The organism is Arthrobacter sp. SO5 (genome assembly GCF_020532805.1).
GTDB lineage: Bacteria > Actinomycetota > Actinomycetes > Actinomycetales > Micrococcaceae > Arthrobacter.
In genome coordinates this window covers 1-19564 of record NZ_MQTQ01000055.1, presented here as the reverse complement: position 1 = coordinate 19564, position 19564 = coordinate 1, and the positions used below count along the sequence as shown (strand labels likewise).

Here is a 19564-nt window from a genome sequence, read left to right as displayed (position 1 = left end):
CTCGCCGGGTGCGCCGTGTTTGCGGTGCCGGGCGCAACGTGATCGAGTAGGACCATGACTGAACAGCCCGATCACCTGGATCTCAAGCCACTGAATGACCTCGAAGAGGAGCTCGCCCGGGGCGAGCAGCCCGACGCCAACCCGGTGGACGTCATCCTGGCGTTCCTCAACAACGAGGTCTACATCGTCAGCTCGGATGCCCTCGAAGGCGAGGATTCCCAGGTCGAACCGCTGGTGCTCGCGAACTCCGCCGGGCTGCCGGTCCTGGCTGTGTTCTCGCACCCGAGCCGCGTCGGCGAGCAGTACCTTGCTGCCGCTCCCAACGTGCTGGGCACCCAGGGTGCCGCGATCCTCGGCAACCTCGGAGACGAACTCGGCATGGTCATCAACCCCGGAGCCGCTTTCGGCTTTGAAATCGATCCGGAAGGCGTGGCCAACATCCGGCGCGACTTCAAGCCCACAGAAGATCCGGCGGACGCTCCCGAAAACGACGGCGGGCACGCCTGAGCGTTAGGCGGGCCGCTTCACGGGGGGCAATAATGGCACCATGCGGCTAGGCGTCCTCGATATCGGCTCTAATACCGTCCACCTCCTCCTGGTGGACGCTCATCCCGGCGCACGCCCGGTGCCTTTCGCCTCGCACAAGCGACCGCTCTCCCTCGTGCAGTTCCTCGACGAGGACGGCAGCATCAGTGAGGACGGCCAGTATGAGTTGACCGAGTTCGTCCTCGAAGCGTTGGACTTCGCGGCCAAACACAAGGCCGAGGACCTCCTGGCCTTCTGTACCTCGGCAATCCGCGAGGCCACCAACGGGCCCGCCGTGCTGGCCCGGGTAAAGCACGAAACGACGGTCACGCTCCGGGAACTCACCGGCAGCGAAGAGGCCTCGATGACGTTCTTCGCCGTCCGCCGCTGGTACGGCTGGGGCGCCGGATCCATCCTGAACCTGGACATCGGCGGGGGGTCCTTTGAAATGGCCTACGGCGAGGACGAACTCCCTGAATTCGCGACGTCGGTCCCGCTCGGAGCGAGCCGGCTCACCCGGGACTGGTTGCACGAGGACCCGCCCTCGGCCAAGAGTGTCAAGGAACTGCGCCGGTATATCCGGGCCACGCTCAAGCCGGTCGTGCGGGACTTCGCGAAGCTGGGCAAGGCGAACCATGTGGCAGGCACGTCCAAGACGTTCCGCTCGCTGGCCCGCATCGCCGGGGCTGCGCCAAGCGGCGCCGGCCCCTACATCAAGCGGGAGCTCTTTTCCTCGGACCTGGGCCTCTGGGCGCAGCGGATCTCGGCCATGAAGGCGGAGGACCGGCTGCACCTTCCCGGCGTGTCGGAGGCGCGCGCCCCGCAATTGCTGGCCGGGGCCCTGGTGGCCGAGGCCGCCCTCGAGCTGTTCGAGTTCGCCAGTATGGAGATCTGCCCGTGGGCCCTCCGCGAGGGGCTGATTCTGCGCCGGCTGGACCAGTTGGTCGTCGACGGTCCGCTCGAGCCGGCACCCCACGTGGCCCAGGCCCTTCCGGCGGTCTTGCAGACGCCCGACGTCGAGTAGCCAGCACCGGGCGAGTAAGCGCCGGGCGGCAAAGTGCAGAAGGATGTGGGGGAACTCTTCTGCATCCGCCCGGCGCCACGTCGGTCCCGAAGGACCAGCTATCATCACTCGCACCTTGGTTGAGGCACTTTCAACGCTAACGGCCGATCATGGGCGTTCCAGCAGATTTGGCTGTGTGTTGGCTGGCAATGCGTCGATGCCGCGGAAGGACCCCACCAGCAGTCCGGCACGCAGCTGCGGCCGTTAAACGGCGAAGGCACCGGCGGTGTGCTGCGGGAAAATGGGGGAAACCCGCTGCAGACCACCGGTGCCGGGCGGACATCCGCATGTCCGCCGTATCATTCGCACCCTCAATGAGGCACTTCCCAATCTAGCCCCGGAGTTTGTGAAGAGTCTGCGCTGAGGATGTGAGCTAGCTGTGAATCGGGCCGGACTGCGATGATGGGGGCATGAGCAACAGAATCGCATTCCTGGGCTGTGGATCTATGAACGAGGCAATCCTGGGCGGCCTGATCGAGGGCGGCACCGCCCCTGCCGACATCGTCGCGACGGTCCGGCGCGCCGAACGCGCGGCCGACCTTGCCAAAAGCCACCACGGCATCACCGCCATCGCCGGAGAGGAAGAGCCGGAGAACAACAAACAGGCAGCCGTCGGCGCCGACGTCGTCATTCTGGGCGTCAAGCCCGCGGGCATCGCGGACCTGGCCCGGGAGATCGGCGATGCGCTGGCACCGAAGACGATCGTGATCAGCGTCGCCGCGGCGGTGTCGCTGGAGCAGCTGGAGGCGGCCCTGCCGGCCGGCCAGCCCGTGATCCGCACCATGCCCAACACGCCGGCCAGGCTGGGCCGCGGCGTCGTTTCCGTCTCACCGGGGACCAGCTGCTCCGCGGAGCAGCTCCAGCTGGCCAAGGACATCCTCTCCGCCGTCGGCACCGTCGTAGAGGTCCCCGAAGAGCAGGTGGATGCGCTGTCGGCGATCAGCGGTTCGGGCCCGGCGTACGCGTTCTACCTGGCCGAAGCGATGGCCGCGGCCGGCGTCGAACTGGGCCTGGACCCAGAGCTGTCCCTGTTGCTGGCGCGTGAAACGGTCGCCGGTGCCGGCTTTATGCTCGCCGAGCCGGGCGCGGACCCCACCGCGCTGCGCAAAGCCGTGACGAGCCCCAACGGCACTACCGAACGCGCCATTGCCACGTTCAGCGAGCGCGGCCTGCCGGCAATCATCGCAGAAGGGGCCAGGGCCGCCACGGTACGCGCCGCGGAGATCACGAAGGAACTCGCCTAGACGCTACGGCCGGGCAGCGAACCTCTCGAGCAGGTCCACGTGTCCGGAGACAATGAGCATGTCCCGGCCGGATACCTTGGTCTCGGGCCGGGCGTAGGTGAAATCCTCGCCCGGGGATTTTACGCCGACGATTGTGACGCCGTACTTGGAACGGACCTTGGATTCGTCCAGGGTGAAGCCGACGACTTCGCGCGGCGGGTACATCTTCACGATCGCGAAGTCGTCGTCGAACTCGATAAAGTCCAGCATCCGCCCCGAGACCAGGTGTGCGGCGCGGACGCCGGCGTCGGCTTCGGGGTAAATAACGTGGTGGGCACCGATCCGGGTCAGGATCTTGCCGTGCGAAGGCGTGATCGCCTTGACCCAGAGGTGCTCGATGCCCAGGTCCACGAGGTTCACAGTGATCAGCACCGAGGACTCAATCGACGTTCCCACCCCCACCACCGCGGAGCTGAACTCCTGCGCGCCGAGCTGGCGGAGGGCATCAATGTTCGTGGCATCTGCCTCCACGACGTGCGTCAGGACGCCGGACCACTTCTGCACCAGCTTCGGGTCGCGTTCGATGGCGAGCACCTCGCGGCCCTGCTTGACCAGCTGCTCGGCGGTGGACGCGCCGAAGCGGCCCAGTCCGATCACCAGCACGGGGGCGTTGTGGGCGGGGCGGTTGACGGCCCCTGAGGAATTAGCCAATGATCGGTCTCTCTTCCGGGTAGTGGTACAGCTGGCTTCGCTGGCGCAGGGCCAGGCCGGCGGCAAGGGTGACGGTCCCGACGCGCCCGGCAAACATCAGGGCCGTGAGGACGTAGACGCCCGACGGCGGCAGCTCAGCACTGAGGTTCGTGCTGAGGCCCACCGTGGCGAACGCGGAAATGGTTTCGAAGAGCACCCGGTCCAGGGACGCCCCGCTGATCTGCAGGAGCAACATAGCCGACACTGCGACGAGGGTGGCGCCCGCGACGATCACGGAAATCGCCACCCGCATGGTGCCTTCCGGGATGGTGCGCCCGTAGATCTTCACGTCCGTGTCGCCCCGGGCCTCGGCCACAATCGCCAGGAACATCACGGCGATGGTGGTCACCTTGATGCCGCCGGCCGTCGACGCCGAACCGCCGCCGGCAAACATCAGCGCGTCAGTCAGCAGCATCGTGGTGGAGTCCAGCTGGTTCTGGTCCACCAGATTGAAGCCGCCCGAGCGGGTCATCACGGAGGCGAAGAGCGAATGCGTGATCTTGTCGCCCAGGCTCATCCCGCCGATGGTCCGGATGTTCTCCCACTCCATCAGCCCCCACAGCACGGTGCCCGCCGCCAGGAGAATGAAGGACACCTGGATGGTCAGCTTGGTGTGCAGGTTCCATTTCTTCCAGTTCAGGCCGTTCTGCTGCAGCACCATGACCACCGGGAAGCCGAGGCTGCCGAGGAAGACGCCGATCATGAGCGGAACGAGGATCCACAGATCGGTCTGGTAGGGCACGATCCCGTCCGAGTGCGGTGTGAAACCGGCGTTGTTGAACGCGGAAATGGCATAGAACACGCCATGCCAGACCGACTGCCCGAGGCTCTCGCCCAGCGCCAGGAACCGGGGGATAAGGGTCAGCGCCAGTGCACCCTCGATCACCACGGACGTAACGATGACGATCCGTAGCAAGGTGCCGACCTCGCCAAGGCGGCCGGCGCTGTTCATGGCCTCCTGCGCTATCAGCTTGCCGCGGACGCCGAGTTTCTTGCTGACCATGAGGGCAAGCAGCGAGGCCAGCGTCAGGGTGCCGAGGCCGCCGACGAAGATGCCCGTCAGGATCACGAGCTGGCCGAAGAAGGACCAGTGCACGGCGGTGGAGACTACGGTCAGTCCCGTGACACAGACGGCCGACACCGCGGTGAAAAGGGCCTGGTACAGCGGGGTCGGGTCTCCCGTGGCGGAGGACATGGGCAGGGAGAGCAGGGTGGTGAAGATCAGGACCACCACACCGAAGGCGGTCACGGCAAGGCGCGCCGGCGAGCTGTTGGCGATGCTGTCGATGAAATCGCGCGGGCGTGTGAAGATCCACAGGCCGTCCCGCTCTGGCGCACCGGGGTGCCAGCTGGCCGGGCTCTTGGACCTCGACTGGCTTTGCGTCATGTGTGGCTTTTCCTCGGTTGAAACTGCTTCCTTCAGTAGTAAACCACTAAACGCCGTGCAATGACTGGGGAGCAAGCCGCGGCGCTCGGGTAGCCTGAGACTGATGACATACCTGCCGGGGCTCGCTCAGCCCGCACTGCCAACGAAGGTGGTGTGGGACCCTGCCATGACCGCCTACAACTTCGGTCACAGCCACCCGATGGCCCCGGAGCGGATGGAACTTACGGCGAAGCTGGCCGGCAGCCTCGGACTCCTGGACCTCGAGCACGTCACGGTGTCCGCTCCACCAGTGGCCAGCGACGCCGAGTTGTGCACCGTTCACAGCCCGGAGTTCGTCGCCGCCGTCCGGAGGGTCAGCGCGGATCCGGAGGCCCCGGACGAGGCGCGCGGGCTGGGCACGGAGGATGATCCGGCCTTTGCCGGCATGCATGAGGCGAGCGCCCGGCTGGCCGGCGGCTCCCTCCTCGCCGCCTCCGCGATCCTGGATGGCAGCGCGGTCCGTGCGGTGAACTTCGGCGGCGGCATGCACCACGCTGCCCGGGAGCGGGCCAGCGGATTCTGCATCTACAACGACGCAGCCATCGCCATTCAACGGCTGCTCGACGGCGGCGTCCAGCGCGTCGCCTACATCGACATCGACGCGCACCACGGCGACGGAACGCAGAGCATCTTCTGGGACGATCCGCGGGTGCTGACCATTTCCCTGCACGAGTCCGGGCTGACCCTGTTTCCGGGCACGGGCTACGCCAACGAGATCGGCGGCCCCAACGCGCAGGGCAGCGCCGTGAATGTGGCGCTGCCGGCCGGAACCGGCGACGGCGGCTGGCTCCGGGCCTTCCACGCGGTAGTGCCGCAGCTCATCGGAAGCTTCCAGCCCGGGGTGATCGTCAGCCAGCACGGCTGCGACTCGCACCGGCTGGATCCGTTGACCCACCTGAACATCAGCGTCGACGCCCAACGCGAAGCGGCCACCGCCATCGGCAACCTGGCCGCCCGCTACTGCGAGAACCGGTGGATTTCCACCGGCGGCGGGGGTTACAACGTCATCACCGTCGTGCCGCGGTCCTGGAGCCACCTGATCGCGATCGCCGCCGGACGTCCTGTTCCACTGCGCACCGCGGTCCCGGAGGACTGGCGGGCGTATGTGAAGGACAGGTATGGGGCCAAGTACGGCGTGGAAGCGCCCGAATCGATGGGTGACGGGGTCGACCTGTGGTGGCGTTCCTGGGAAGTCGGCTTCGACCCCAACGACGACGTGGACCGCGCCGTGATGGCCACCCGCAAGGAAGTCTTCCCGCTCTACGGCCTTGACCCCTGGTTCGACTGACGGCCGCCCGCGGCCCCGGCCGCGGGCGGCCGAAATGGTGGATGCCATCGGGCGTATATGTCGCTAGTGTGGAGGGCATGGTGACAGACGACGTATTTGCCGTCATTGCTGAGGCAACCCGGCGTGACATTCTGGTCTCCCTCCGCAAGGGGGACAAAGCAGTGGGGGAGCTGGTCCAGGAGCTCGAGGCTAGCCAGCCCACCATCTCCAAGCACCTCAAGGTCCTCCGCGAAGCGGACCTCGTGAGCATGCGGGCGCAGGGGCAGAAGCGCTACTACACCCTGAACGCCAAGCCGCTGGCGGGCATCGCCAGCTGGCTGGAGACGTTCGACGTCGGGCTTGCCGCGGCTGTGTCCGACGCGCAGCGGGTTCCGGACGCCCGGCCCCAGGCAGTCCCGGAAACCCTCGCCCAGGCCGCCACCGCCACTGTTACGGCTGCTGCACAGCCGCCGGCGGCACTGGCCGGCCGGCCCGCAGGAAGCCCGCTGAGCGCCGCCGTCGTGATCCCTGTCGGCACGGCCGGCGAGGACAAGATGCCGCAGCAGATCGGCCGCACGGTGGGCCGTGCCGCCACCAGGGCCGCGGACCTGCTGGCCAACCTGCCCAAGTTCGGCCGCAAGAAGTAACCCGGCAGGTCCAGTTGGTCAGCGGGGGAGGACCCGGACGTGGTCCGGGGTCAGCTCCGAGATCCGGCTGACGCCCAGGAGTGCCATGGTGCGGAGCATGTCCGTTTCCAGGATCTCGACGGCCCGGTCCACGCCGGCCCGTCCGCCGGCCATCAACCCGTAGAGGTAGGCGCGGCCGATCAATGTGAAGTCGGCGCCCAGGGCCAGGGCGGCGATGATGTCCGCGCCGCTCATGATGCCGGTGTCCAGGATGACCGCGGCGTCGCTGTGGTCTGCCTTAAGTGCTGCCGATACCCCGGGGAGCAGGTGGAACGGGATCGGGGCGCGGTCCAGTTGCCGTCCGCCGTGGTTGGACAGCACCACGCCGTCGGCACCGTGGTCCACCACCCTGCGGGCATCCTCGACGGTCTGGATTCCCTTCACCACGAGGTTGCCCTTCCAGGTTTCGCGCAGCCAGTCGAGGTCCGCGAACGTCAGGGTGGGGTCGAACATGGAGTTGATCAGGTCCGCGACGGTGCCGGCGTAGCGCGAGAGCGAGGCGAAGGCCAGCGGCTCGTGGGTGAGGAAGTTGAACCACCAGGCCGGGCGGTAGGAGGCATCCAGCACGGTCTTGAGGGTCAGCGCCGGCGGGATGGTCATGCCGTTGCGCACGTCGCGGAGGCGGGCCCCGGCGACGGCGGTATCAACGGTGACCAGCAGGGTGTCGTTGCCGGCCCTGGCGGCGCGTTCGATCAGCTCAAGCGAGCGGTCACGGTCCGTCCAGAGATAGAGCTGGAACCAGTTCCGGCCCTCCGGCGCGGCTGCGGCCACATCCTCGATGGACGCGGTGCCCATGGTGGACAGCGTGTAGGGGATGCCGGCGGCCGCGGCGGCCTGGGAACCGGCGTACTCGCCCTCGGACTGCATCATCCGGGTGAAGCCCGTCGGGGCGATCCCCACCGGCAGGCGGGATGGCTTGCCCAGGATCTCCGTGCCGAGATCGATGCGGGACACATCACGCAGAATGCCCGGGCGGAACTCGATGTCCAGGAAGGCCTGGCGTGCGCGGCGCAAGGTGATCTCGGCTTCGGCCGCGCCGTCGGTGTAGTCGAACGGGGCCTGGGGTGTGCGGCGCTTGGCCAGGTCGCGGAGGTCCCAGATCGTGCTGGCCCGGCGCAGTTTCGCGGCGCGGCTGAACTCCGGCTTCTTGAACTGCATCAGCGGGGCGAGGTCAGAATATCTGGGAACGCGGCGCTTGAGCGCGTCGGGTATCGCGGCAGCCCGCGTCCCCGCTCCGGACGTGCGGACGCCGGCTCCGGACGTGCGGACTTCGGCGCCGGACGGGCGGACGCCCGCGCCGGACGTGCGGACGCCCGCGCCGGTGTCCTCCGGCGTCGACGGTGTTCCGGGGTTGCCGGGATCGCTGGTCTGGGTCATGGCGGCCTCCGGGTCTGCGGATCTTCGGGATGTGCTCCACAACACTGTAGTGGGCCGCCGTGGCCGCCCTCCGAGTGCGCAGTCCGCGGCAGCGTCGGCGCGGACCATTGCCGGGAACCGTCGGCTCGACGGGCGGAAATTGTTACGCCGCCGGTTTTGCCCGCGGCAGGCGCCGGGTCTAGGGTCGTGGCATGACAAAACGTTGGTATGCGTATTTTTCGTTGGCTCTGGAGGGGCCCGCGTCTAGCTGACACGCATCCGACCTTCCTTCAGAGCCAACAGGGCAGAGATCATTCTCTGCCCTTCGCCATTTTCTCGGCGGGTTCTGTTCAGGGCCCGCTCCTCTCCCGGAACAGGACCCGAACATGAGCATCGAAGCAGCCCCCGAATCGCAGCAGTCCACCTCCGACCTCCGCGTCAGTGAGTTCAGGGCGCTGCCGACCCCGCGGGACATGGTGGCGGAATTTCCGCTGGACACACACATGGCCGGCGTCGTCGGCCGCGGCCGGGACGAGGTCCGCGCCATCATGGATGGTGTCGATGGCCGCCTGCTGGTGGTCGTCGGCCCCTGCTCAATCCACGATCCCAGGGCCGGACTGGAGTTCGCGCGGCGGTTGGTCAGCCAGGCCGAAAAGCACCGGGAGGATCTGCTGATCGTCATGCGCGCTTACTTCGAAAAGCCCCGCACCACGGTGGGCTGGAAGGGCCTGATCAACGATCCGCGTCTTGACGGCAGCCACGACATCGCTGCCGGGCTGCGCGCCGCCCGGCAGTTCCTGCGGCAGGTCACTGCACTCGGCCTGCCGACGGGAACCGAGTTCCTCGAACCCATCAGCCCGCAGTACACGGCCGACCTCGTGTCCTGGGGGGCCATCGGCGCCCGCACCACCGAAAGCCAGATCCACCGCCAGCTGGCGTCGGGGCTCTCCATGCCGATCGGGTTCAAGAACGGGACCGACGGCGACCTGCAGGTTGCGCTCGACGCGTGCAGCGCCGCCGGTGCGCCCCAGGCTTTCCTCGGGATCGACGGAGAGGGCCGTGCCGCGCTGGTGTCCACCGCCGGCAACCCGGACACCCACGTCATCCTGCGCGGCGGCCGTAAAGGCCCCAACTACTCCGCTCCCGACGTCGACGCCGCCACTGCCAAGCTGGCCGCCAAGCGGCTCAACCCGCGCCTGATCGTGGACGCCAGCCATGCCAATAGCGGCAAGAATCACCACCGCCAGGCCGAGGTTGCGCTTGAGGTCGGGGCGCAGCTGGAGAGCGGCGGCCCGGCGGCAGCCGCGATCGCCGGTGTGATGCTGGAGAGTTTCCTCGTCGGCGGCGCACAGAACCTGGACGTCACCGCGCACGCCGCCGGCCGGGGCGAGCTTGTCTACGGGCAGAGTGTCACGGACGCATGCATGGAATGGGACGTGACGGCATCGGTGCTGGGACAGCTGGCGGCCTCGGCCCGCACACGCCGGACGCGCGGGTAGCCAGGACGGCGTTCTCTGGCGCGGAACGGGGCAGCGGCGGCCGGATTTCGAGCCTGACGGGTAAACGCGACGTTCCCCGCGGCCGGTAACTCCGGGGGATTACTGCGCGGGCCTTTCACATTGGCACCATGAGCCCCTAGAGTATCTATCACATGGTTGTTTGATGGCTCAGCATCGGCACACCGCCATGTCGTTCAGATGGGGCTGCCGTTCGCTTGAGCAAAGGAATAGGGAAATGTCTTCGGAGGCTAACTTCTCCAACGCACGCTTCTTGACCGTGGCGGAAGTCGCGGACGTTATGCGCGTATCCAAGATGACTGTGTACCGGCTTGTCCATTCCGGCGAGATGCCGGCGGTCCGTTTCGGCCGCTCGTACCGCGTGCCGGAAAACGCCGTCGAAAAATACCTCAAGGGTGCCGTTGTCGACGGGCACACGGAAACAGCCTGAGCCTTCCGCCGCGTCTTCTGCGCCGGGATTGGTAGCTCGGCCGCGCCCGGGCGTGGCTGCGGTCGTGGCGGGCCCCCGTTAGGCGGTACCCTGTTAAGGAACGTTTTACGTCATTGTAAGAACCTGTCAGTTGTACAGTCTGCTGCTTAGCCCGCGGACCCTTTCCAACAGGCAGGTACTGCATCTAGCCGGTAAGGAACTTTCGTGGGTTCAGTTATTAAGAAGCGTCGCAAGCGTATGGCCAAGAAGAAGCACCGCAAGCTGCTTCGCAAGACGCGCCACCAGCGTCGCAATAAGAAGTAGAAATACTTCACAGTATGTGAATGCCCGTTGCCTTCCCGGCAACGGGCATTTTCTTTGGGGTTTCGCTTCGGATCCGGACGACGGCGGATCCGGACGACGGCGCCGGATCCGGACGACGGCGGCGCGTCGGGTTAGTGGCCGGGGCCGCGGAGGCGGGACGTGCCCCGCCAGAGACCGTAGACGGCCCCGCCGACGGTGGCCGCCTTGAGTCCAAGCGTGGCGGCGCGCCGTCCGGAGCGGAAGTCGTAGACCGGCCAGTTGTTCTCGCGGGCGTGGCGGCGGAGCCGTGAGTCCGGATTGATGGCCACCGGGTGCCCGACCATTCCCAGCAGCGGAATGTCATTGTGCGAATCGCTGTAGGCCCAGCACCGGGTGAGGTCCAGGCCTTCGCTCTCGGCGATTCCGCGGACGGCCATTGCCTTCGCGGGCCCGTGCAGGATTTCGCCCACCAGCCGGCCGGTGTAGGCGCCGTCGACGATCTCGCCCACCGTGCCGAGCGCGCCGGTCAGGCCCAGCCGGGTCGAGATCACGGTGGCCACCTCGATCGGCGTGCCCGTCACAAGCCAGACTTTGCGGCCCACCCGGAGGTGCTGCTCGGCCAGCGCCTTTGCGCCGGGCCAGATCCGGGACTCGATCATCTCGTCATAGACTTCCTCGCCCAGCGCCTCGACGTCCGCCACTGTAATGCCGGCGGCCAGGGTCAGGGCGGAGTCGCGGACAGCGTGCACGTCATCCATGTTCTCGCCGCGCAGTATGAACATAAATTGCTTCCAGGCAAAACCGGCGACCTCGGGAAGGGTAAAGGCTCCCCGCTGATGCATCTTGCGGGCCACGTGGAAGAGGCTGGCGCCACGCATGAGGGTATTGTCGACGTCAAAGAAAGCGGCCTCGCCGTGCTGCGCTGGCGCTGCACGCGGTCCGGTCACAGCGTCGTACTTCTCCTCAAGCATGCCTCGAGTCTAGTCAATGCAGGGGTGGCCCCCGTCTCCCGGGCCGCGCGGCGGCGCCGACGGGCCGCGCGTCGACGCCGGACATGCCGCCGGGCTACCGTGGAGGCATGCCTTCACCAGACGTCGTCCTGATCACCAAAGCTGACTGCCACCTGTGCGCTGATGCGCGGGCCGCCGTCGCGCGCGTTACGGAGTCCCTCGGGATCGGCTGGAGCGAGAGGTCGGTAGACGACGACGCGTCGCTGCGTGAACGTTTTGCGGAGGAGATCCCGGTGGTGCTGGTGGATGGCATCCAGCGGGATTTCTGGAAGATCGACGAGGTCCGGCTGGAGCGGACCCTGCGGAAGGCCCTCCGGCTAGAGTCCTGACGCGGCTGTGGTCCACTCAGCCGCTTGCTTTGTTGGCTGAACTGCCGGGGCCCTAGAGTGGAAAGCACAACGCGACGCAATGGAGCTGAAAGTGACCTCGCTGGAATCATCTCCCCAGGCGGTGCCCGGGGCAGCAGTAACTGCCGCCAAGCAGATTCCGCCCGCAGCCGTATCCCGGCTGACCATCTACCTGCGCGCCCTCACGGCGCTGCTGGCCGAAGGAGTGGACCGCGTCTCCTCCGAATCCCTGGCCGAGGCGTCCGGAGTCAGTTCCTCCACCCTCCGTAAAGACCTCTCCTACGTCGGCTCCTACGGAACGCGCGGGGTCGGGTACGAAGTTCAATACCTCAACCGGCATATTGCCGCCGCCTTGGGCTTGACGCATGACTGGAAGGTCGCGATCGTCGGTGCCGGCAACCTGGGCAAGGCACTGGCAAGGTACGGGGGCTTTGAATCCCGTGGCTTCGATATCGTGGCGATCTTCGATGCGGACCAGATGGTGGTGGGCAGCGAGGTGGGCTGGCTCCGGGTCAGCGACGCCGCCGATCTTGAAACGGTGTTGCAGCGGACTGGCGCCAACATGGTGGTCCTGGCGTTGCCGGCCGCGGTTGCCCAGAGCGTTTGTGAGCGCGTGGTTGCCGCGGGCGTGCGGAGCATCCTCAGTTTCGCCCCCGTGATGCTGCAGGTGCCGCCGGGGGTCAACCTGCGCAAGGTGGATATGGCCACCGAACTCCAGATCCTGGCGTATCACGCACAAAGAGCGCAGGACCCGGAGGACGCTGACTAGTTTGCGGCCAGGCGCTCCGGCTCCCGCGCCCCGAGCGTGGTGGCCGTGCTGTTGCTCTTGTTCTCCGGGATTTACTTCCCGAAAGGACCCGGCTGCCCGTACGGGTTGGCGAACGGCTGCTGCTTGCTGAAGTACGGCGACGTCGCCGGCAGGTACAGCATCACCATGCCGGCAATGCCGAGGATGGCGGCGAGGGTTCCTAGGCTCAGCGGGTACAGGCTGAAGATGGAAAGTGCAGCGAAGACCGTGCCCAAGATGCGCGCCCAGTTCTTGCCCTTGCGGACGTTGAAGGCGACGAGGGCGTAGAGGGCGGCGGTAATGACACCAAAGACGAGCGTTGTCCCGATGATGAACGGCTTGATGTCCTCGAACCCGATGTTGGCGCCGCTGGTGCTCATTTGCTGCTCGAACATGTCCCGCATGGCGGGGGTGTCCACCACGGACAGGGAAATGAGCAGCGAGATGACCCATGCCACGCCGGAGGCGACGATGACCCAGAAGGCCGTGTTGACAAGCTTGGGCATAGTCGCGGGGCCCTGCTGCGCGGAGGGGTACTGGGCATAGGGCGACTGCCCGTATTGCGGGGCGTTCTGGCCGTATTGGGGCGCGGCCGGGGGCTGCTGTCCGTATTGCGGGGCGTTCTGGCCGTATTGGGGCGCGGCCGGGGGCTGCTGTCCTGGCGTCGGGCCGTCCGGATTGGCGGGCGGGACTGGGGGGATACTCATGGGCGGTCCTTTTGCATGTCGATCTGGATCGGCTGCCGGGACCAGCATCCTGCCCTGCCCCCAGCATGGTATACGACCACCGTACCGCGGGCCGGCTCACCCGCGGATCATTCCAGAGAGGTATTCCCGGCCCTCCTTCATCTTCATCACCAGGATGATCCGGGACGCAGCGGGTTAAGCACGGCACCCCGCTCCGTCACGGGGATGAAGCGGGGTGCCGGCGGCTTCAAACCGCCGCGCTGAACCGCCGCGCTGAACGGCCCGGCCGGGGTGCTGACTAGGCTGCGGGGGCGATGAAGGCCAGTTCGAGGTTGACGGCAACCTTGTCGCTGACCAGCACGCCGCCAGCCTCCAGGACTGCGTTCCACGTCAGGCCGAAGTCCTTGCGGCTGATGGTGGTTTCGGCGGACAGGCCCGCGCGGGTGTTGCCGAACGGGTCAACAGCAACGCCGTTGAACTCGGTCTCGAGTGCCACGGGGCGGGTAACACCCTTGATGGTGAGCTCGCCCTGCAGCTCGTAAGCGTCGCCCTTGGGAACGATGTTCTTGGAGACGAAGGAGATTTCCGGGAACTGCTCGACGTCGAAGAAGTCTTCGCCGCGGACGTGGCCGTCGCGGTTGACGTCACCGGAGTCGAAGCTCGCGGTCTTGATGGTGGCGTTGACTGTGGAGTCGGCGACGTTCTCCGTGAGGTCAAGGGTTGCCTCCGCGTCCTTGAACTGACCGCGGACCTTGCTGATTCCTGCGTGGCGAACCGTGAAGGCGATTTCGCTGTGCGAGTTATCCAGGGTCCAGATGCCGGTGTTGACGTTGGCGGGAAGTGCCATGGTGTTTCTCCTTGAGTCGGGTGGGTGGTGCAGTGGGTCTGATCGTTAGTTGAGGAATCATTTGTTGAAGTCTCAACTAACTGCTTCACCCAGTATAAACATGCATTTGCATCTTTTATTCCACCTCCGGGGAACATTTCTGCAGTCTTCCCAGTTCTACTTCTTGTAGAAGATTTCGAATCGCCCGACATCTTTGAGAAACTGGTACACATGCCCCAAGCCACTGTTCATTTGCTCCGCCACGGCGAGGTCCACAATCCCGATGGTGTCCTGTACGGCAGGCTCCCGGAATTCCACCTGTCCGAGCTCGGCCGGGAGATGGCCCGAACGCTGGCGGAGCACTTCAGCGAGCGGTCCGCTCAGGGTGCGAAAATCGCCCACCTCGCCGCCTCGCCGCTGACCCGGGCGCAGGAGACTGCGCAGCCTATCTCCGAGGCGCTCAACCTTCAGATCACCACCGAGGACCGGATCATAGAGGCCGCCAACTACTTCGAGGGGCTCCACGTCACCAAGGCGGAACTGCTCCGGCCCAAGCACTGGCCCATGCTGCACAATCCGTTCCGGCCCTCCTGGGGTGAACCCTACAAGGAGCAGGCAGCCCGGGTCATTGCGGCCGTCCGGGACGCGCGGCTGCGCGCCATCGAACTCGGCGGCGAGGGGGCCGAAGCGATCCTGGTCAGCCACCAGCTGCCCATCTGGGCCACGCGGCTCAGCGCGGAGGGGAAATCCCTCTGGCATGATCCGCGGAAACGCGAATGTACGCTCACGTCAGTGACCTCCCTGGTGTTCGACGACGCCGGGAACCTCGTGCGCGTCGATTACAGCGAGCCGGCTGCCGCCCTTCTCCCCCGCGCCTCGAGCACCCCCGGAGCCTGAGCATGATCAAGAGCGGTCCCACTGCACCCCTTTCCCGCCGCAGCATCCTGACTGCAGGCGGCGCGGCGATCGCCGTCGTGCTTGGCCTCTCCGGGTGCGCGCAGGACGATGCGCTGGCCCAGCAGGCCAAGGCCGGCGACAACAAGAACTATGTCGCCGGCGACGGCTCGGTGACGGAGTTCGCCGTCGCGGACCGCAAGAGTCCCATTGCCATCAAGGGCACGCTGTTCGACGGTACCGCCGTCACTGCCGGTGACTTCCAGGGAAAAGTAACCGTGCTCAACTTCTGGTTCGCCGCGTGCGCCCCGTGCCGGGTGGAAGCGCCGTCGCTGGAGTCCCTGCACCAGGAGTTCAAGGACCAGGGAGTGCAGTTCTTCGGCGTGAACCTCCGCGACGAGAAAGCCACCGCGGACGCGTTCGACCAGACCTTCAACCTCACGTACCCGAGCTTCAACGACAAGGACGGCGCCGTGCTCCTGGCGGTTTCCGGCCTGGTTCCGCCCGGCGCCGTCCCCACCACGCTGGTCCTCGACAAGCAAGGCCGGGTGGCGTCCCGCGTCCTCGGCGAAATCCAGAAGGGCACCCTCAAGTCCCTTATCGCCGCCGCCGTGGCCGAGTAGCCGACGGCGCGCCCCGTGAACAGCCCCTTCGCCGAAGCCATCCTGAGCGGTTCGCTCCTGCTGGCCATCCCCGTGGCACTCCTGGCAGGGTTCGTCTCGTTCCTCTCGCCCTGTGTGCTGCCCCTCGTGCCGGGATACCTGGGCTACGTCACGGGACTGACCGGCGTCGACCTGCAGAAACAGAAGCGCGGCCGCATGCTGGCAGGCATCGGGCTCTTCGTCCTGGGGTTCTCCGTGATCTTCGTGCTGCTCGGCGGCGCGTTCGGCCAGATGGGCACCCTGATCACGGGATCCCAGAACGCCTGGATCACCCAGGTGCTCGGCGTGCTGGTGATCATCATGGGAGTGGTGTTCATGGGCGGCTTCAGCTTGCTCCAGCGCGACGCCAAGATCCACGCTAAGCCGCCCGCCGGGCTGTGGGGCGCGCCGCTTTTGGGCATTACCTTCGGGCTGGGCTGGGCGCCGTGCATCGGCCCGACCTATTCCGCGGTGCAGCTCTTGAGCCTTTCCGGTGGCTCGTCCGCGGCCAAGGGGGCGTTCCTGGCATTCGTGTACAGCCTTGGCCTGGGCATCCCCTTCCTCCTGATCGCGCTGGCCGTGCGCCGCGGTATCGGCGTGATGTCCTTCTTCCGCAAGCACCGGCTCGCCATCCAGCGCACCGGCGGCGGCATCCTGATTGTGCTGGGCCTCCTGATGGCCAGCGGCGTGTGGGGCGCCTGGGTTGCCGGGTTGCAGTACTGGTTCCAAACCGATGTGAAATTGCCGATCTGATGAGCGAGCGAGTGAACGTAAAGAAAAAGTCCCCGGCCCCCGGCTCCACGCCCGACGCCTCCGTGTCGGGCGAGTCCGTGCCTGACGCTGCCGGGCCTGACGCTGCCGGGCCTGACGCCGGCAAGCCGATCGCGGCGGGCAAGGCGGAGGCTGTCCTCCCGGCGCTCGGCCCGCTGGGCACGCTCCGCTGGGCCTGGACCCAGCTGACCAGCATGCGCACTGCGCTTTTCTTGCTCCTGCTGCTCGCCGTGGCCGCCGTGCCGGGTTCGCTGTTTCCCCAGCGGCCCGCCAACCCCTCGATCGTTACGCAGTACATCAAGGATCACCCGGACTACGGCAAGATCCTGGATTCAGTCCAGCTCTACGACGTGTACTCCTCGGCGTGGTTTTCGGCCATCTACATCCTGCTGTTCATCTCGCTGATCGGCTGCGTCATTCCCCGGGCCATCGCGCACTACAAGGCGATGCGCTCCCAGCCTCCGCGCACTCCCGCACGGCTATCCCGGCTGCCCGAATACGGCACGCTCGTCATCCCCGCCGACGCCGGAATCCCGGCATCGCAGGCCATCACCGATGCCGCCGGGCTGCTGAAGAAGCGCGGCTACCGCGTCGACGTGCGCGACCGCGACGGTAAACGGCCGTCTTTGGGGGCGGAGCGCGGCTTCCTTCGCGAAGTCGGCAACCTGCTTTTCCATACCTCGCTGATCGGCGTGCTGGTCGCCGTCGCGGTCGGCGGCCTGTTCGGCTACAGCGGGCAGCGGATCCTGGTGGAGGGGGACACCTTCGTCAACACCCTCGTGGGCTACGACCAGTTCACCCCGGGCACCAACTTCCAGAGCAGCCAGCTCCAGCCGTACTCGGTCCAGCTGGATAAGTTCCAGATCACCTTCGACCGCGAATCAAAGGGCAAGTTCGGCCAGCCCATCAATTTCAAGGCCGATGTGACCACCAAGGAAACCCCCGACGCGCCCGCCAAGAAAGAGGTGTTGAAGGTCAACGACCCGCTCAGCCTCGGCGGCACCAGCATGTACCTGACAGGCAACGGCTACGCCCCTGTGGTCACTGTCCGCGATGGCGCAGGGAACGTCGCCATGCAGGGCCCCGTCGTGGCCAAGCTGCAGGGCGATAACTACTACTCCTCGGTGGTCGTCAAGGTTCCGGACGCCAAACCGGAGCAGCTCGCCTTCGCCGGCTTCTTCCTGCCCACCGCCTTCGTCACCGATCAGGGCGTCTCGTTCAGCGGCGATCCCGAGCTGATCAACCCGCAGCTGACGTTGAACTCCTACTACGGCGACCTCGGCCTGAACGACGGCTCGCCGCAGAACGTCTTCGAGCTCGACGTCAGGAAGCTGACGCCACTGAACGCCCGGAACCTGGACACCAAAGGTATCGTCCTGACCCCGGGGACCACCCACACCCTCCCGGACGGTAAGGGCTCCATCAGCTTCGACGGCGTGAAGCGCTACGTCGGCGTGGACATCCACCACAACCCCGGCCAGCTCTACGCGCTCATCTTCGCGCTGCTGGCGGTGGCCGGCCTGGTCACCTCGCTGTACGTGAACCGCCGTCGGGTCTGGGTACGGACCGGAACGCACGAGGACGGCCGCACCATGGTCGAATACGGACTCCTGGCCCGTGGCGAAGACCACCGGCTCGCCGGGGAGGCCGCCGCGATCCGGTCCCTGCTGGCACGCGGCTGGGATGTTGACGCCGCTGTTTCCGACAGTTCCCAGTCAGCTCCCAGCGGAGGGGCGGATAATGACCGGGCGGGCACGGATGTGTCCGGCGACGGTCAGGCCCAGGCCCCCACTGACCCCCACGCAACAGACTTCATCCCGTCATCAGCCGGCTCGCCTGAGTCAAAGAAGGATCAGTAATGTTCCCCATCAACGAAACCATGGGCCAGTTCAGCGAGCTGTTTATGCTCCTCGCGGCCGGGACGTACACGGTGGCGTTCATCGCCTTCGCCTGGGACCTGGCCAAGAGCAGCAAGGTGCTCCGGGCGGTGGATCTTAAGGCCGCCACGCTCTCCGGAGCCGTGGCAGCCAAAGTACCCGTAGCTGCCGGCGCGGGGGCCGCCCCGGCTGCCGTGGACCGTGCCGACGCGGACGTGGCCGGGCCTGTTGGCCGGGCCGAGCGTCCGTCGTCGTCCGTCTCGCGCGCCGCGCAGCAGGGCGACGCCGGCATTGGTCAGACCGCCGACGGCGGCATGCGCTACGCCGGCGAACGCCGTGTACCCGCCCGGGTTGCCGTCGCTGTGACTGTCCTGGGCGCTGCCATCCACGCCGCCGGCGTCATCACGCGCGCGATCGGCTCGGGCCGGGTGCCGTGGGGCAACATGTACGAGTTCCTGACCACCGGAGCATTTGTTGTCGTGGCCGTGTTCCTGCTGGTGCTGATTCGCCGTGACCTGCGCTTCCTTGGCACGTTCGTCATTGGCCTTGCGATCATCATGCTGGTGGCGGCGTCTGTGGCTTTCTGGACGCCGGTGGGGCACTTGGTTCCCGCGCTGCAAAGCTACTGGCTGATCATCCACGTCTCCATTGCCGTGCTGTCCTCTGCGCTGTTCACCCTGACCTTCGCGATGTCCGCATTGCAGCTCGTCCAGTCGCACCGGCAGAAGAGCATCGCGGCCGGCGGCGCGGACAAGCTCGGCTTCATGCGGCTGGTTCCGTCGGCCCTGAGCCTGGAAAACCTGTCCTACCGGATCAACGCCATTGCCTTCGTGGGCTGGACCTTCACGCTGATGTTCGGCGCCATCTGGGCCGAGAAGGCCTGGGGCCGCTTCTGGGGCTGGGACACCAAGGAAGTCTGGACGTTCGTGATCTGGGTGGTCTATGCCGGCTACCTGCACGCCCGCGCCACGCGCGGCTGGACCGGGACCCGCGCGGCCTGGCTGTCGATCGTCGGCTACCTGTGCGTGGTCTTCAACTTCACCATCGTGAACCAGTTCTTCAACGGGCTGCACTCCTACTCGGGACTTTAGGCACACCGGGAAGCCCTCGTGGTTTGCCCTGAATGGCCGCTAAGCCGCCCGGCTTAGCGGCCATTCAGGGCAAACCACGAGGGCTTCCCGGTGTGCCTAAAGTCCCGAG

Annotated in this window: 21 protein-coding genes; 15 read left to right on the top strand and 6 right to left on the bottom strand. The window is 66.6% G+C overall.

Going from position 1 to position 19564, the window contains the following annotated elements; all coding sequences use genetic code 11:
* Positions 1–54: 54 nt before the first annotated feature.
* From BJG92_RS10720 to proC, 3 genes are all read left to right on the top strand, one after another.
* Positions 55–507, top strand: a complete 453-nt coding sequence (locus BJG92_RS10720) for an SseB family protein (RefSeq protein WP_232083998.1) — start codon at positions 55–57, stop codon at positions 505–507.
* A 40-nt stretch (positions 508–547) separates the two neighbouring features.
* Complete coding sequence (locus tag BJG92_RS10715) at positions 548–1549, top strand: Ppx/GppA phosphatase family protein (protein ID WP_232083997.1); 1002 nt, start codon at positions 548–550, stop codon at positions 1547–1549.
* A gap of 449 nt (positions 1550–1998) precedes the next feature.
* Positions 1999–2832, top strand: a complete 834-nt coding sequence (gene proC, locus BJG92_RS10710; RefSeq protein WP_232083996.1) for a pyrroline-5-carboxylate reductase — start codon at positions 1999–2001, stop codon at positions 2830–2832.
* A 3-nt stretch (positions 2833–2835) separates the two neighbouring features.
* Here the strand turns inward: proC and BJG92_RS10705 are convergent, their stop codons facing one another.
* Entirely contained in the window at positions 2836–3474 is a 639-nt protein-coding gene (locus tag BJG92_RS10705) for a TrkA family potassium uptake protein (RefSeq protein WP_374199787.1), read from the bottom strand.
* Between the two features lie 40 nt (positions 3475–3514).
* Entirely contained in the window at positions 3515–4948 is a 1434-nt protein-coding gene (locus tag BJG92_RS10700) for a TrkH family potassium uptake protein (RefSeq protein WP_232083994.1), read from the bottom strand.
* A 103-nt stretch (positions 4949–5051) separates the two neighbouring features.
* On the opposite strand from BJG92_RS10700, the gene BJG92_RS10695 reads away from it, so the two are divergent.
* Together BJG92_RS10695 and BJG92_RS10690 are read left to right on the top strand one after the other, a co-directional pair.
* Positions 5052–6275 (top strand): acetoin utilization protein AcuC, encoded by a 1224-nt coding sequence (locus tag BJG92_RS10695; RefSeq protein ID WP_232083993.1) that lies wholly within the window; start codon positions 5052–5054, stop codon positions 6273–6275.
* Between the two features lie 77 nt (positions 6276–6352).
* A complete protein-coding gene (locus tag BJG92_RS10690; RefSeq protein WP_232083992.1) occupies positions 6353–6901 on the top strand; it encodes a helix-turn-helix transcriptional regulator in 549 nt (182 codons plus the stop codon).
* An 18-nt stretch (positions 6902–6919) separates the two neighbouring features.
* Here BJG92_RS10690 and BJG92_RS10685 read toward each other — a convergent pair whose 3' ends face one another.
* Positions 6920–8317, bottom strand: a complete 1398-nt coding sequence (locus BJG92_RS10685; RefSeq protein WP_269461923.1) for an alpha-hydroxy acid oxidase — start codon at positions 8315–8317, stop codon at positions 6920–6922.
* Positions 8318–8682: 365 nt separating this feature from the next.
* On the opposite strand from BJG92_RS10685, the gene BJG92_RS10680 reads away from it, so the two are divergent.
* From BJG92_RS10680 to BJG92_RS10670, 3 genes are all read left to right on the top strand, one after another.
* On the top strand, positions 8683–9795 hold the full coding sequence (locus BJG92_RS10680) for a 3-deoxy-7-phosphoheptulonate synthase (RefSeq protein WP_232083991.1): 1113 nt from the start codon (positions 8683–8685) through the stop codon (positions 9793–9795).
* Positions 9796–10030: 235 nt separating this feature from the next.
* Positions 10031–10243 carry a helix-turn-helix domain-containing protein gene (locus BJG92_RS10675; RefSeq protein WP_232083990.1) on the top strand — a complete coding sequence of 71 codons (213 nt, stop codon included), beginning with the start codon at positions 10031–10033 and terminating at the stop codon, positions 10241–10243.
* 204 nt (positions 10244–10447) lie between these two features.
* The gene (locus tag BJG92_RS10670; RefSeq protein ID WP_003792170.1) at positions 10448–10546 is read left to right on the top strand and encodes a 30S ribosomal protein bS22; all 99 of its coding nucleotides are present in this window, start codon (positions 10448–10450) and stop codon (positions 10544–10546) included.
* 131 nt (positions 10547–10677) lie between these two features.
* On the opposite strand, the gene BJG92_RS10665 is transcribed toward BJG92_RS10670, so the two are convergent.
* Positions 10678–11496, bottom strand: coding sequence for an HAD family phosphatase (locus tag BJG92_RS10665; protein WP_232083989.1), 819 nt, complete (start codon positions 11494–11496; stop codon positions 10678–10680).
* 107 nt (positions 11497–11603) lie between these two features.
* Between BJG92_RS10665 and BJG92_RS10660 the strand changes: the two genes are divergently transcribed.
* Together BJG92_RS10660 and BJG92_RS10655 are read left to right on the top strand one after the other, a co-directional pair.
* Entirely contained in the window at positions 11604–11864 is a 261-nt protein-coding gene (locus BJG92_RS10660; RefSeq protein ID WP_232083988.1) for a glutaredoxin family protein, read from the top strand.
* A 91-nt stretch (positions 11865–11955) separates the two neighbouring features.
* The gene (locus tag BJG92_RS10655) at positions 11956–12651 is read left to right on the top strand and encodes a redox-sensing transcriptional repressor Rex (protein WP_232083987.1); all 696 of its coding nucleotides are present in this window, start codon (positions 11956–11958) and stop codon (positions 12649–12651) included.
* A gap of 71 nt (positions 12652–12722) precedes the next feature.
* On the opposite strand, the gene BJG92_RS10650 is transcribed toward BJG92_RS10655, so the two are convergent.
* Both BJG92_RS10650 and BJG92_RS10645 read right to left on the bottom strand, forming a co-directional pair.
* Positions 12723–13376, bottom strand: coding sequence for a hypothetical protein (locus tag BJG92_RS10650; RefSeq protein WP_232083986.1), 654 nt, complete (start codon positions 13374–13376; stop codon positions 12723–12725).
* Positions 13377–13653: 277 nt separating this feature from the next.
* Positions 13654–14202, bottom strand: coding sequence for a YceI family protein (locus BJG92_RS10645; protein WP_232083985.1), 549 nt, complete (start codon positions 14200–14202; stop codon positions 13654–13656).
* A gap of 210 nt (positions 14203–14412) precedes the next feature.
* Between BJG92_RS10645 and BJG92_RS10640 the strand changes: the two genes are divergently transcribed.
* From BJG92_RS10640 to ccsB, 5 genes are read left to right on the top strand one after another with little or no spacing between them, the layout of a single operon-like run.
* Positions 14413–15078, top strand: coding sequence for a histidine phosphatase family protein (locus BJG92_RS10640; protein ID WP_232083984.1), 666 nt, complete (start codon positions 14413–14415; stop codon positions 15076–15078).
* Positions 15079–15080: 2 nt separating this feature from the next.
* Positions 15081–15698, top strand: a complete 618-nt coding sequence (locus BJG92_RS10635) for a TlpA disulfide reductase family protein (RefSeq protein WP_232083983.1) — start codon at positions 15081–15083, stop codon at positions 15696–15698.
* 15 nt (positions 15699–15713) lie between these two features.
* A complete protein-coding gene (locus BJG92_RS10630; RefSeq protein WP_232083982.1) occupies positions 15714–16469 on the top strand; it encodes a cytochrome c biogenesis CcdA family protein in 756 nt (251 codons plus the stop codon).
* Positions 16469–18346: a cytochrome c biogenesis protein ResB gene (locus BJG92_RS10625; RefSeq protein WP_232083981.1), complete on the top strand. Its 1878-nt coding sequence runs from the start codon at positions 16469–16471 to the stop codon at positions 18344–18346. The genes BJG92_RS10630 and BJG92_RS10625 overlap by 1 nt, the downstream gene beginning before the upstream one ends.
* A complete protein-coding gene (gene ccsB / locus BJG92_RS10620) occupies positions 18346–19455 on the top strand; it encodes a c-type cytochrome biogenesis protein CcsB (protein ID WP_232083980.1) in 1110 nt (369 codons plus the stop codon). The genes BJG92_RS10625 and ccsB overlap by 1 nt, the downstream gene beginning before the upstream one ends.
* Positions 19456–19564: the final 109 nt, after the last annotated feature.